This window comes from Paenibacillus plantiphilus (assembly GCF_927798095.1).
Classification (GTDB): Bacteria; Bacillota; Bacilli; order Paenibacillales; family Paenibacillaceae; genus Paenibacillus_Z; species Paenibacillus_Z plantiphilus.
Genome location: NZ_CAKMMF010000017.1, coordinates 42,618 through 55,569, shown reverse-complemented (window position 1 = coordinate 55,569; position 12,952 = coordinate 42,618). Strand labels below are relative to the sequence as shown.

The window sequence follows — 12,952 nt, the reverse complement described above, 5'->3', positions numbered from 1 at the left end:
TTACCCTCCCGCAGGCAGTAGGCCGAGCACAGTTTCAATGATGACACTTATAATAGGAATCGCCATCACGAGAATGAGCACCTTGCCGGCGAACTCGATTTTGGAGGCGATGCTTTCCTGGCCGGCGTCCCGTACGATCTGAGCGCCAAACTCTGCGATGTATGCGATGCCGATTATTTTCAGAATCGTCTTGAGATAGATGGTCGGAATGCCCGATCGATCCGCAAGACCTTCCAGAACGGTTATAACCGCTTCGATCTTGCCGATCATGAACAGAAAGATGAACAGTCCGGTAAAAGCAGCGAGCAAAAATGCGAACATCGGCTTTTGCTCCCGAATAACCAGGATCAGCACCGTTGCCATTAATCCAAGGCCGACGATCTGAATCATTTCCACGCTACTTTCACCCGCCCTGTACTGCACTCTCGTTATTGAAACAGGAAGATCGTCTTAATTTCTTGAAACAGATCATTCAACAGCCTGACAACCATAAACAGGACAATAACAAAACCGATTAATGTTACCCAATGAGCCATGTCTTCCTTGCCCATCTGCTTCAGTACTGTATGGATCATGGCAACGATAATGCCGATGCCTGCAATCTGGAATATCGCGCTAACATCTAAGTTCATTCATCCGGCACCCCACTAAACGATCAAAATGACGACAAGCGCCGCGATGAGGACGCCGAGGCTCTTCCACATCTTCTCGTAGCGGGCTTGATCATCCCGCGCCGCGTCTTCTTCCGTTTTCAACTGCCCCATCGCCAGCTTGAGATGCTTGATTTGATCGTCGCGGTCGCTGATGCCAAGAGCGGAGCCTAGTCTGATATAGGCCGCCTGCTCTGCTCCTTTCATCGCGGTTCCCGGCCAATGCTCAGTGACGGAGCGCTCCCAGCATTCACGGAAAGTGAAGCCGTCTGCTTCATCCAGCCGTTCCTTCGTTCCTCTTAGCAGCGAGCTGATCGGCTCGGGCAAATGGGCCGCCGACCGTGCAAGCGCCTCCGGCAGCGGCGTATAGCCGTAGCCAATCTCCGTCTCAAGACGCTGAAGCGCTTGTATCATATGGCGAATCTGCCGTGGTCTCGCCGCAAACCGCGCAGCCTGCTGAAATCCAATCATCGTCCCTGCAAACAGAATGAGCATCGCACCGACAAGCTTAACCATGCGCTCCGCCTCCCGCAGCGGCTGTCGGCTCCCGTGCCGTCGGCGCTCTGCCGGCTGCAGCTGCAGCAACTGGCACGACACGACTCGTCAAGCCTTCAGCCGTCCGCTTCAGCTCGACGCAAACCGCGAAAGCTTCGGCTTCAAGCAGCCTGCGCAGCACCGGCCTGCCGCGAGCATCATCCAGATCGCGGGCATGTGCAGTCGCTATAACGGCAATTCCCGCGTGGCTGGCATCAAGGATCGCATCCGCATCCTCTTCTCTGCCGATCTCATCCACGATCAAGATCTCAGGCGACATCGAACGGATCATCATCATCATTCCTTCCGCTTTGGGACAAGCATCCATCACATCGGTTCTCGGACCGACATTGAACGTCGGCACACCGCGAATGCAAGCAGCGATTTCGGAGCGCTCATCGACAATGCCGACCTTTCTCCCCTGCCAGCCCGCTGCTCTGGGATGACCCCATGCCCCGCTGCTGACCGCTCTGGCCAAATCACGCACAAGCGTCGTCTTGCCCTGCTGCGGCGGACCGATGATCAATGCAGGCAGCACCGATCTCCGGCCAATGTCCAGCAGCTTGGGCAGAACGCCCGCCGCAGCGCCGACAACCTCACGGGCGATTCTAACGTTGAACGCCGCAACATCGCGAATGCCTCTTACAGCGCCGTCCTCCAGCACGGTACGACCGGCGATGCCGATTCGATGTCCGCCCTCTGCTGTAATATAGCCCCGGCGCAGCTCCTCTTCCATGGCATACAGCGAATGGTTTGTAACCCGCTCCAGCAGTTTGCGGCAAAGCTCTGACGTAGGCTTGTACGCCTCAGCCGGCCCTGCCATTAGCGAACCGTTCGGAGCGATGAATCGGAATCCGTCACAGAAGCCGACTTCAAGAGGGCGTCCTTCACGAATCCGTATCTCTTCAAGCTTGTCTCTCAACTGTTCAGGCATCCCCTGCAGGACGGCGATTAGCTCGGCTGGCAGCAGATGCACGACGCGTTGAAGCATATGCATTCCTCCCGAATCGGCTTGATGAAGCGGCTTTCGCGCTTTCGTAGTTTCATAGAGCCTGTTTGTCCATCGTTGCTTCCAAGTTTATGCCGGTTGCAGGTCAATTATGACAAACGGTTTAACGCTTCTCTCTCCTAATCCTTGAAAACTACTTTTTCAAGATGCCGATAAGAAGACAAGCGACTCCTGCGACCACCCAGATGAATTTCCCCATGGACAGCTTATCCGACAGGCCGACAAGACCGATGGTCGTCGTCGTTATGAGAACAAGCGGCCCAACAAGCGCAAGCGTTGAATTTACGGCTAGCGCTTTGTCAATCTCATTCAACCGAAGCATTAGAAGTGCTGCGAATATCTCAATCGTTCCGGACATTAAGCGAAGGGAAGACATCGTCAGCACGATTTTATTAAACACACTTCTCTCCTCCTCTTTCATTTGACATAACCGGTCTATAGGAAAGCATATGCTGGCTTGTCTATCATTCAGACCGGCAAATCCATCGATTGGCACGCTTAATTGGGCACACGCCCCCGCATGGTTGCATATATTGCACTCGAATATGAAAAGTAGTTCTTCACGTAAACGTGAGAATAAGCGAGGAGATTAATTCATGAGATCCGATACCCGTACAGCTTGGCCCGCTTCGCTGCTTGATCCGAGCAGCATGCGAGAGATGTTCTGCCGCACTGCGTGCAGACAGCCTCAACAGAAGATGGCCGGACGAGGACAAACCATGGTGATAGACAAAGGCTTGGGCATGCATGCATTCACAGATTTGTTAGAGACCGCTGGCAGCTATATCGATTGCCTGAAGCTCGGCTTTGGCACAGCTCCACTGTATCCCATAGACCTTCTGCTTAATAAAATCGAGCTTGCCAAACGCCATGGCCTCATTGTCATGCCAGGCGGCACTCTGCTTGAAGCTGCTGTTCAGCAGGAGGCGGTTCCTGCATTCTTCGAAACGGTATGCCGACTAGGCTTTAACGGTATCGAGGTTTCAGACGGAACGATTGAGCTATCGCGGCAGCAACGCTCCGCGCTTATTCGTGAAGGTGTGAGAAGCGGTCTGCGCGTCGTGTCCGAATATGGCAAGAAGCTGTCCGGCTCCATCATTGAGGCCGATGAGCTCGCGTTCACAGCAGATGCAGACTGGAACGCAGGCGCGGAGCTTGTAACGATTGAAGCGCGTGAATCTGGAAAGGGTGTCGGATTATTCGATGAGGATGGAGAATGCCGCGAGGACGTGCTGGATTCGATCTGTCGCATCATCCCTGATTTCAGCCGCATCATGTGGGAAGCCCCTCTGAAGAATCAGCAGGTGCTGCTGCTGTGCATGCTCGGCGCCAATGTTCATCTCGGCAATATTCCGCCTAGTGATACACTGACGCTGGAAACGATGCGGCGCGGACTGCGATCAGATACGTTTAGCTTGGGCAAACAGCAGGAAGAGCTGCTGCATTACATGATCTGACAGAGTTAATAAGAGCTACAATGGAAGGCGGATTATTAAGCGATGCGTATTGAAGTCATATCAAGCGTCAACGAGGCGAGGGCAGACCGTTTCACACATCGGACAGCGATTGTTATCGATGTTCTTCGAGCAACCAGTACGATGGTGACCGCATTGGGCGCTGGTGCAGCCAGCATCTACCCTGTTGAAACCGTGCTTGAGGCACGGACGCTTCAGCGGCAGGGATACACACTTGCCGGAGAACGATTTTGCCGCAAAATTCCAGGGTTCGAGCTAGGCAACTCGCCCGAGGACTTCACACCGGAGATCGTAGAGGGGCGTCGCCTTGTCTTGACCACAACGAATGGAACTCGTGCGATCCATAAGGCGATGAGGGCTGATTTTGTGTTATCCGCAGCACTGCTCAATGCATCTGCTTGTGCGCGATCAGCTATGGAATTGCGTCGGGACGTTGTACTGCTATGTGCAGGCTGCCACGATGATTTCGCCCTTGAAGACGGCTTGTGCGCCGGGATGATCATTGATCGAATGCAAGCTCTATCCTCCACTTCTATTGATGTAGACGATTTCGGTACAGCGATGCAGGGATTCTATCAGAGCTCGAAGGAGCGCATCACGGAAATTCTTAAGGGGAGCTCTTCTGGCAAACGCCTGATCAAGATGGGGTTCAGCCGGGACATCGACAGCTGCGCCCAAATCGACACCAGCAGCATCGTCCCCAAATTGCAAGGCGATATGATTATTATCGGCTGACATATCGTGAGGGCTTGTTCCATACAATGAATGATATACGCCCTGAGCGCAGCAGCGGGCGAAGTTCAGAAGCTGGAGGAGCATTCCCTTATGAGCGGGCAAATCATACTCGTTATTCTCATCATTATTGGATTAGTCGGCCGGTCGCCGATCATCTCGACGGCAGCATGCGTATTGCTGATCGTGAAATTAATCCATCTGGAACGATACCTGCCGACGATTGAACGGCGAGGCATGGAGCTCGGTCTGCTCTTCCTCACCTTCAGCGTGCTCGTCCCGTTCGCTTCTGAACGCATTCAGAGCAAAGAGATTATTAGCGCCCTCACTTCTTGGCCGGGCATTCTCGCTCTGACAGGCGGCGCTGCCGCGACATATATTAATGGCAAAGGATTGGAGATGCTCAAGTTTGATCCCCAGATCATCGTCGGACTTGTGGTCGGCTCCATAATCGGCATCGTCTTCTTTCGCGGCATTCCCGTTGGACCGCTTATGGCCGCCGGTATTACGGCGATCCTGTTCAAGCTCTTCAGTCTTGTCTCCGACCGGCTCTAGCTCCAAATAAAAAGGCCAACCAGCAAATCTATGGTTGGCCTACTATTATGAGATAACTGTCTTCATCTAGCGGCGATCCTGCGGTCCGCCTACGAAGGCTTGCTCAGCGGCATCCAATCCGTAAGCAGTATGCAGGGCCCGCACTACGTCTTGAACCGGCTCGGCTGCAATGATGCAGGATAGGCGGATTTCCGATGTGCTGACCATTTTGATGCTAACGCCAAGGTTGTAGATCGCTTCGAACATTTTGGCTGCGACACCTGGATTGCTCACCATACCCGCGCCAACGATCGATACTTTCACCAGATTGTCCTCCGACGTCACTTCACGGTAAGGAACCTCGCTGCTGATGCTCTCTACGACGCCAATTGCACGATCCTTATCGTCAAGCGATACCGTAAACGCAAAATCGGCTTTGCCGTCCTGCACACCGCTTTGTACGATAATATCCACGTCGATGCCGCTGGATGCAAGCGCTCCGAATACTTTAGCGAGCACACCCGGCACATCTCCCACGCCCAAAATGCTAATTCTTGCCACGTTCTTGTCAAAAGCAATGCCGCGTACGACAACTCCCTGCTCCATGACCGCTTCCTCCTTCACACTCGTCCCTTCATTTTGCGTAAAGCTTGAACGTACGACCAGACGCACGTTGTTGTGCTTGGCATACTCAACCGCACGCGGATGCAGCACTGCTGCGCCCAGATTGGCAAGCTCCAGCATCTCGTCATACGAAATCTCATTCAGCTTGCGCGCGCACTTGACGACACGCGGATCTGTTGAATAAATGCCATCGACATCGGTATAAATTTCGCATACATCAGCCTTGATCGCTGCCGCAAGAGCAACAGCCGTCGTATCCGAGCCTCCCCGACCCAATGTCGTAATCTCGCCATCCTCCGTCATGCCCTGGAAACCGGCAACGATGACCGCATTCCCTTCATCCAGCGCTTTAAACAGCCGGTCCGGCTGAATATCGGTAATGCGCGCTTTGCTGTGAACCGCTTCCGTCCGGAATCCCGCTTGCCAGCCCGTGAAGGACATCGCTTGATGTCCGATGCTGTGAATCGCCATCGATAGCAGCGCAACAGAAATTTGTTCCCCTGTTGTGAGCAGCATATCCATCTCGCGTGCTGGAGGATTAGCGTTCAGTTCCTTCGACTTATCAATCAAATCGTCAGTCGTATCTCCCATAGCTGAAACGACTACAACCACCTTGTGGCCGGCTTCTTTATAATCGGCAATCCGTCTTGCGACCCTTTGCATCCGTTCTGTCGAACCGACGGAGCTGCCGCCGAACTTCATTACTATCAACGACAACGCTGATCCACTCCCAACGTATTCATATCACAATCATCAAATAAAGATTATAGCATAAGGACACCCTGTTGGGCACTGACAAAACCGCCCGGGCTTTCGCCCGAGCGGTTGAATAATGTCAAGCAAGGAAGAAACTACGCCCGAGAGATATATTTGCCTTCCCGCGTATCGATGAGAAGAACATCGCCTTCGTTAATGAAGAGCGGCACTTGCACATTCAGTCCTGTTTCGACTGTTGCATTCTTTGTTGCGCCCGTTGCCGTGTTGCCCTTAATGCCTGGCTCCGTCTCAACAACCTTCAAATCTACACTGTTAGGCATCGTAATTCCGAGAATCTCCGTATGGTAGCTGGAGATGTTAACTGTCATGTTCTCTTTCAGAAAATTAATTTCCCATTCCAGCTGCTTCTTATCCAGCGTGAATTGGTCATACGTTTCATTGTCCATGAACGTATATTCGCTTCCGGAGTTGTACAAATATTGTACGGCACGGTTCTCGACATGCGCGCGTCCAATGTTCTCGCCTGCACGGAATGTCCGCTCAACCGTATTGCCGTTGCGCAGGTTTTTGAGCTTGGAACGAACAAAAGCCGCTCCTTTACCCGGTTTAACATGCTGAAAATCAAGAACTGTAAAAATATCGCCGTCCACTTCAACGGTCAGACCTGTCTTAAAATCGTTAACTGATATCACTGCTGACAACCTCCTAAATTATGTTAAGCACTCAACCCAGAATGAATAGCTCCTTCGGAGAAGAGGTTAATAACGAATTTCCTGTTTCTGTAATGACGATATCATCCTCGATTCTGACACCGCCGAATCCCGGAATATAAATACCAGGCTCAACGGTAACTGTCATGCCAGGTGCCAGAACGATGTCTCCTGTCTTCGACAGGCGTGGAGATTCATGAATTTCCATCCCAAGACCGTGTCCCGTACCATGTCCAAAATGATCGCCGTATCCGTATTTAGTGATGACATCTCTTGCCAGAGCATCCGCATCGCGTCCCGTCATGCCAGGCTTGATGCCCGCGAGTGCAGTCAGCTGCGCCTCCAGCACGATGGCGTAAATTTCTTTGTGCCGTTCTGTCGGTGCGCCAACGACAATTGTCCGTGTCAGGTCAGAGCAATAACCGCCGTAATAAGCGCCAAAATCAAGCTTTACAAATTCATTCATTCCGATAATTCGGTCACTGGCAACGCCATGCGGCAGCGCAGATCGTTCGCCTGAAGCGACGATCGTCTCGAACGAGCTCGAAGTTGCGCCCTTGCCCCGCATATACATCTCCATCTCCAGTGCAACCGCCCGCTCGCTGATCCCCGGTCTGATGAAGCCCAGAATATGCCGGAATGTATCGTCTGCCAGAGCAGCCGCATCCCGCATAACTGCAAGCTCTGCATCATCCTTGATCATGCGCAGGCCTTCAACAACGCCAGAGACAGGAACAAGTTCAATGCTGCCAAGAGCCTCCTGCCAGGCCAAATACTCGCTGTAAACGACATGATCCTGCTCAAACCCGAGTCTTGCGATACCCGCAGCAGCCGCTAATTGAGCGACCGTTGCAATGATTGAAGACGCTTGCTCAACAACGTTAAAGCTGGCCGCCTGCTGCGGCGCCTGTGTCATATAACGAAAATCGGTAATGAGCCAGTTATTTGACGGAGAAAGCAGAAGCGCTCCCGAGGTTCCGGTAAATCCACTTACATAACGGCGGTTTATCGAATTCGTAACAAGAATGGCGTCCAGTTGGCGTTCATTCAGCTTCTTCCTTACACCTTCAACTCGACTGTTCGTCATAATCCACCCTTTCATCATGCCAAGACTAATGGACGAGTAGCTAGACCGTTTCCTGATCCACGTCCTGCGGATTCAAGTGCTGCACAAGCGCAGTAAGTCCCAGCACATAGCTGTGTGCTCCGAAACCGGCGATTTGTCCAAGAGCGACAGGCGCTGTAACAGACACATGCCGGAATGCTTCTCTTTTATGAATATTGGACAGATGAACTTCGACAAAAGGAATGGCTACAGCCCCCAAAGCATCACGCAGGGCATAGCTGTAATGCGTCAGCGCGCCGGGATTAATCAGAATCCCGGCCATCTTGCCGTAAGACTCATGAATGCGATCAATGAGAAAGCCCTCATGGTTGGATTGATAGAATGACGTCTCCACGCCAAGCGCAGCAGCGGACTCCCTAATGAGCGTCTCGATACTAGAAAGCGTTGTTGTTCCGTACACCCCGGGCTCGCGAATTCCAAGCATGTTCAAGTTCGGTCCGTTTAATACAAGTATCTTAATCATGTTAGGTCCTCCCGGCGCTTAGATCATTAGACATTTTACCACAAAGCACCATGATTTGAGAAGAGCTTCCGCCAGGCGATGGAACGGGCGTTATTTTGCCCCTTGCGCATCCATCGGCTCCCTTGACATTTCATCCGTAAATTCGAATGCAATCGTAAAGCCGATGAACAGTCCCCATACTAAAAAAAGGCAAAATTCCGATATGACCGTATCCAAGCCCAGCTTGTTAAGCGGAGCCATCATTTTCAATAAAGGACCGATGCCGACGAACAGCACTGCCCACCAGAGCATGCCGTATGCAATACCCGCCCGTGGTCCGGTCATCCGCCCCAGCAGCAGCTTGTAGAGCAGCGCTGCCGCCATCGAGAAGATGATAAAGAAGACAATGCCGATGACATGTCCCCATGCCGTAACCAGAAAATTGGTGCGGAAGAACGGCTCTGCCAAAAAAGCCGGAATGACCTTCGTGAAATGGATCACATACATCAGCCATCGGAATGAACCCCAGAACAGCCCTGCAAAAAAACCTAATCGAACACAGTACAGGAATGCGTTGGTGCGATGGGAACGTTTCTTTTGACGCGGCAATTTCTGTTTTAAACGCATATGCAAGCCTCCAATTTGACATCTATTGCGGTCATAGAATGGTCTTTGAAGGATAGTATGCGCTAATGACTCTTTCGTAAACGGATAGATGGACTTGAATAGGCAAATCCAGTTGCTCGCATTCCCTCTGAGAATCAAGTACAATAGGATATAAATGATCAATTCATACAGAAGCAGCTAAAAAGGATGGTGATTCGCCCTTGTCGCAGGATTCTCGAAACATTTATGGCGGACAGGCCGTCATTGAAGGCGTCATGTTTGCGGGCAAACACGTTAACGTCACAGCCGTTCGCCGCAAGAATGACGAAATCGCATTTTACGAAGTGCCCCGTACGTCAAAGTCATGGGTGCAGAAGCTCAAAAAAATACCGCTGCTGCGAGGCGTTGTAGCCATTCTGGAATCAAGCGCCAAAGGCTCGCAGCACTTGAATTTTTCGATGGAAGCTTATGCAGAGGACGAGCTGACGGATGAGAAGGATCAAGCCAAAGCGTCCGAGAAGGAAAAGGAAGGCAAGAGCGGCTGGAGCCTGAGCATGATCGTAGGCGTAGCAGTTGCCGGTATTATTTCATTCGTCGTTGGCAAGATCGCCTTTACCGTTGTTCCCGCAGCGATTGAGGAGCTGCTGTTCGGCGGAAGCAATCTGAATATCGTCATACACAACCTGATCGAAGGCCTTATCAAAATTGTTTTCCTGTTAGGATACTTATATGTCATCTCATTGACGCCGCTAATCAAAAGACTGTTCCAATATCATGGCGCGGAGCATAAAGTGATAAGTGCCTATGAAGCCGGTGTTGATCTCACAGTTGCGAATGTCCAACGATATACCCGTTTGCATTACCGCTGCGGAAGCAGCTTTATCGTATTCTCCGTATTGGTTGGCGTTATCGTATACTCCTTCTTCCATTGGGATTCCATGTGGGAAAGAATTTACTTGCGCATCCTGCTGCTGCCGGTCGTTCTAGGCGCATCCTATGAGACGCTTCGCTTCACGAATGCTCTTCGTGATTTGCCGGTATTGCGTTATCTCGGGTATCCAGGATTATGGCTCCAGAAGCTTACGACGAAGGAACCGACTGACGAGCAGGTAGCTGTCTCTATCGCTTCATTCAACCGGATGCTGGAGCTTGATCGGCAAATGGGCAAAGCATAAACCTTAATGAACCGTTCGGGTAGAAAGGATGAGTGGAATGCCTCGAAAGTGGAGTCCGTTGTTAATCGTTATTCTGACACTCATTGTCATTGGTCTGATTGCGCAGACGGTCGGTAATCCTGTACAACTCATAATTCCCGTTGTCATTCTCGGTGTCATCTTCCTGCTGTATAAGTTCCCGCCTCGGCCATCAAGCGCCAAGCCTTACAGCAAATCGTCTACACGGCGCGAAGCACAGCAGACCAAGCCCAAAACACGCAAAAACATGCCGTTTCGCGTCATTGAAGGCGGCAAGGATGACGACAACTTGCCCAAATATCATTAACAGCTTCTTAGGGAGGCTGCCCCGTAGCATATCAAGTAGCCAGACTGCTGCGGGACACTCTCCTTCGTATTAAAGGGCAACCAGAGACTGCTGGTTGCCCTTTATTCATACTTCTCTCTCCCATTTGCACCAACCTCGCAGCTCCCAGCACGGTATTGCATGGCAGCACAAAGGCTGTCCATCACGTGGACTCGTACCATCACATATTCCCCCCCTCATGACGTCTACGATGTTAACGATGTTACCCTCTACAATGGCCGTTCCCTTCATATTCTAATTAGGTCCTGCATCACATGCAGTCTAACCACCAAATACTGCTCCCAGTCTGTTGTGCGGCAATATGTGATGGCAGCAGGCAGCCGCTGTAAGCTTGAAAAAACATCTTACAGATGACAGGACATCGTAGATCCTCTTTGGCTGTCTCCGTAAGACGGAAATTCCGCGTTACAGCACGAAAAAGTCGAGCGAGGCACACTGTAAGCTTGAAAAAACATCTTACAGATGACAAAATGCAGTAGAATCCTCTTTGGCTGTCTCCGTAAGACGGAAATTCCGCGTTACAGCACGAAAAAGTCGAGCGAGGCACGCTGTAAGCTTGAAAAAACATCTTACAGATGACAAGGTGTTGAAGAATCCTCATCGGCTATCGCGGCAGCTTCAAATACCGTGTTACAGCGCGGAAAGGCGACACGAGGAACGATGGGACGATGAAACGATGAAACGATGGACAGCTTGAAGCTCGATAAACGCAAAATGACATTCTGACTGGAGGTCCAGTTGAATGTCATTCTCATTTGGCGCTATGGCGATGCTTTGTCCAATGAAGTTTAATGGGCTAAGCAGACTATTCGCTGTTATCGAGCTCTGTTCGAATGCTGAGAAGCTCCTGTGTACGATTGGGGTCTCTGCGGAAATATTCCACAAGCGTCTCAATACAAGTTATGGAATCCCAGCTTAGATGATGCTCTATACCTTCAACATCCTGATAGATGTTCTCTTCCTGCACACCGATTATGGTTAAGAACGACTCCAGCAATTCATGGCGATCCATGAGTCGTTTGCCCATCTTCTTCCCTTTATTGGTCAATACTAATCCACGGTACTTCTCATAGATGAGATAATTGTCCTTGTCCAGCTTTTGGATCATTTTTGTGACAGATGAAGGATGCACTTCAAGGCCTTCTGCTATGTCTGAAACTCGTGCGTACCCTTTTTCGTCAATTAGTTTGTATATCCGCTCCAAATAATCTTCCATACTGGGCGTAGGCATTAACTGAACCTCCGTTCTCCTTATTACTCATTAAGTATCATACACTGCTCAGTCACCTGCTGCAACCTGCGACACGGAACTTTCCATGTTTGGTGCGCAGCCCGCCTGTGCAACCAACCTGAAATGGGATCAAACAGAGAGACCATGAGACCATTCATTCATTTGTATGTCATGTCTTTCCCAATGAACAAGCAGATGCGCTCCGCATGTTCATTACGGAGCGCATCTTCCTTCATTGTCCCGATGCTGTAATCGATTATTTCATTTAACTTTAGAACTTCAGCCATTCCGGTGTAATGGAATTCAGCCATATCGTGATCTTCGTCATTTGATCGGTAAAGAGCAGAATACCCATCAACAGCATAATCGCTCCGCCGATCTTCATCATAATATTGGAGTAGCGCACAATCCATTTCGTCGAGCCTATGAAGAAGGCCAATACGAAGAATGGAATAGCAAAGCCTAAAGAATACGCAGTCGTCAACTGGAACCATGTACCCGGCTCTGAAGCCGCATAGAGAATAATCGCTGTAAGAATCGGACCGACACATGGCGACCAGCCAGCCGAGAAGCCGATGCCGAACACGAAAGATCCGAGATACCCCGACTTCAGCTTAATCGGCAGCTTGCGTTCCTTCATCAGCAGCTTAGGTTGAATGAGTCCCATCAGAAACAGCCCCATTGCAATAATGAGCACGGCAGACAACTGGCGTATAAGTCCCTGGTATTCTGAGAAAGTCTCGGCAAACGCATTCGTTCCATAACCAAGCGTGTAATAAACGATGGAGAAGCCTAGTATAAAGAACAGCGTATGGCTCATTGTCCGCATTCGAACTTCTTTGCCTGGATTCTCGCTCTTCAAGTCGGTAACGGACACACCGCTTATGTAAGAGAGATACGAAGGATATAACGGCAGACAGCAAGGTGATATGAACGATGCGATACCGGCGCCAAATGCAGCCCAAACCGTAACTTCGGTCATTGTGTGAGTCCCCCTAACCTGTTGACGAATTTCATAACATG

The 12,952-nt window shown here is 50.9% G+C and carries 17 protein-coding genes; 5 read left to right on the top strand and 12 right to left on the bottom strand.

Annotated features, from left to right (window positions below; translation table 11 throughout):
• The 5 genes from spoIIIAD to L6H65_RS15580 all read right to left on the bottom strand — a co-directional run bounded on the left by spoIIIAD (window position 1) and on the right by L6H65_RS15580 (window position 2,593).
• A complete protein-coding gene (gene spoIIIAD, locus L6H65_RS15600) occupies window positions 1-396 on the bottom strand; it encodes a stage III sporulation protein AD (RefSeq protein ID WP_236343520.1) in 396 nt (131 codons plus the stop codon).
• Between the two features lie 32 nt (window positions 397-428).
• On the bottom strand, window positions 429-632 hold the full coding sequence (spoIIIAC, locus tag L6H65_RS15595; protein ID WP_236343519.1) for a stage III sporulation protein AC: 204 nt from the start codon (window positions 630-632) through the stop codon (window positions 429-431).
• 15 nt (window positions 633-647) lie between these two features.
• Complete coding sequence (spoIIIAB, locus tag L6H65_RS15590; protein ID WP_236343518.1) at window positions 648-1,166, bottom strand: stage III sporulation protein SpoIIIAB; 519 nt, start codon at window positions 1,164-1,166, stop codon at window positions 648-650.
• Window positions 1,159-2,175, bottom strand: a complete 1,017-nt coding sequence (gene spoIIIAA, locus L6H65_RS15585) for a stage III sporulation protein AA (RefSeq protein ID WP_236343517.1) — start codon at window positions 2,173-2,175, stop codon at window positions 1,159-1,161. Before spoIIIAA ends, spoIIIAB begins: the two co-directional genes overlap by 8 nt.
• Before the next feature lie 151 nt (window positions 2,176-2,326).
• The gene (locus tag L6H65_RS15580; protein WP_236343516.1) at window positions 2,327-2,593 is read right to left on the bottom strand and encodes a YqhV family protein; all 267 of its coding nucleotides are present in this window, start codon (window positions 2,591-2,593) and stop codon (window positions 2,327-2,329) included.
• Between the two features lie 196 nt (window positions 2,594-2,789).
• On the opposite strand from L6H65_RS15580, the gene comA reads away from it, so the two are divergent.
• From comA to L6H65_RS15565, 3 genes are all read left to right on the top strand, one after another.
• Window positions 2,790-3,650: a phosphosulfolactate synthase gene (gene comA, locus L6H65_RS15575; RefSeq protein ID WP_236343515.1), complete on the top strand. Its 861-nt coding sequence runs from the start codon at window positions 2,790-2,792 to the stop codon at window positions 3,648-3,650.
• A gap of 42 nt (window positions 3,651-3,692) precedes the next feature.
• Window positions 3,693-4,403, top strand: coding sequence for a 2-phosphosulfolactate phosphatase (locus L6H65_RS15570; RefSeq protein WP_236343514.1), 711 nt, complete (start codon window positions 3,693-3,695; stop codon window positions 4,401-4,403).
• Window positions 4,404-4,493: 90 nt separating this feature from the next.
• Window positions 4,494-4,955 carry a DUF441 domain-containing protein gene (locus L6H65_RS15565; RefSeq protein WP_236343513.1) on the top strand — a complete coding sequence of 154 codons (462 nt, stop codon included), beginning with the start codon at window positions 4,494-4,496 and terminating at the stop codon, window positions 4,953-4,955.
• Between the two features lie 66 nt (window positions 4,956-5,021).
• On the opposite strand, the gene L6H65_RS15560 is transcribed toward L6H65_RS15565, so the two are convergent.
• The 5 genes from L6H65_RS15560 to L6H65_RS15540 all read right to left on the bottom strand — a co-directional run bounded on the left by L6H65_RS15560 (window position 5,022) and on the right by L6H65_RS15540 (window position 9,180).
• Window positions 5,022-6,275: an aspartate kinase gene (locus L6H65_RS15560; protein WP_236343512.1), complete on the bottom strand. Its 1,254-nt coding sequence runs from the start codon at window positions 6,273-6,275 to the stop codon at window positions 5,022-5,024.
• Between the two features lie 134 nt (window positions 6,276-6,409).
• Window positions 6,410-6,967 (bottom strand): elongation factor P, encoded by a 558-nt coding sequence (efp, locus tag L6H65_RS15555; protein ID WP_236343511.1) that lies wholly within the window; start codon window positions 6,965-6,967, stop codon window positions 6,410-6,412.
• A gap of 31 nt (window positions 6,968-6,998) precedes the next feature.
• Window positions 6,999-8,072, bottom strand: coding sequence for a M24 family metallopeptidase (locus tag L6H65_RS15550; RefSeq protein WP_236343510.1), 1,074 nt, complete (start codon window positions 8,070-8,072; stop codon window positions 6,999-7,001).
• A 40-nt stretch (window positions 8,073-8,112) separates the two neighbouring features.
• On the bottom strand, window positions 8,113-8,574 hold the full coding sequence (aroQ, locus tag L6H65_RS15545) for a type II 3-dehydroquinate dehydratase (protein WP_236343509.1): 462 nt from the start codon (window positions 8,572-8,574) through the stop codon (window positions 8,113-8,115).
• A gap of 90 nt (window positions 8,575-8,664) precedes the next feature.
• The gene (locus L6H65_RS15540; RefSeq protein WP_236343508.1) at window positions 8,665-9,180 is read right to left on the bottom strand and encodes a YqhR family membrane protein; all 516 of its coding nucleotides are present in this window, start codon (window positions 9,178-9,180) and stop codon (window positions 8,665-8,667) included.
• 254 nt (window positions 9,181-9,434) lie between these two features.
• On the opposite strand from L6H65_RS15540, the gene L6H65_RS15535 reads away from it, so the two are divergent.
• Together L6H65_RS15535 and L6H65_RS15530 are read left to right on the top strand one after the other, a co-directional pair.
• Complete coding sequence (locus L6H65_RS15535) at window positions 9,435-10,334, top strand: DUF1385 domain-containing protein (protein ID WP_371877705.1); 900 nt, start codon at window positions 9,435-9,437, stop codon at window positions 10,332-10,334.
• A gap of 37 nt (window positions 10,335-10,371) precedes the next feature.
• On the top strand, window positions 10,372-10,659 hold the full coding sequence (locus tag L6H65_RS15530; RefSeq protein ID WP_236343506.1) for a hypothetical protein: 288 nt from the start codon (window positions 10,372-10,374) through the stop codon (window positions 10,657-10,659).
• 844 nt (window positions 10,660-11,503) lie between these two features.
• Here L6H65_RS15530 and mntR read toward each other — a convergent pair.
• Window positions 11,504-11,929, bottom strand: a complete 426-nt coding sequence (gene mntR / locus L6H65_RS15525; RefSeq protein WP_236343505.1) for a transcriptional regulator MntR — start codon at window positions 11,927-11,929, stop codon at window positions 11,504-11,506.
• A gap of 271 nt (window positions 11,930-12,200) precedes the next feature.
• Window positions 12,201-12,911, bottom strand: coding sequence for a cytochrome c biogenesis CcdA family protein (locus L6H65_RS15520; protein ID WP_236343504.1), 711 nt, complete (start codon window positions 12,909-12,911; stop codon window positions 12,201-12,203).
• Between the last annotated feature and the right edge of the window lie 41 nt (window positions 12,912-12,952).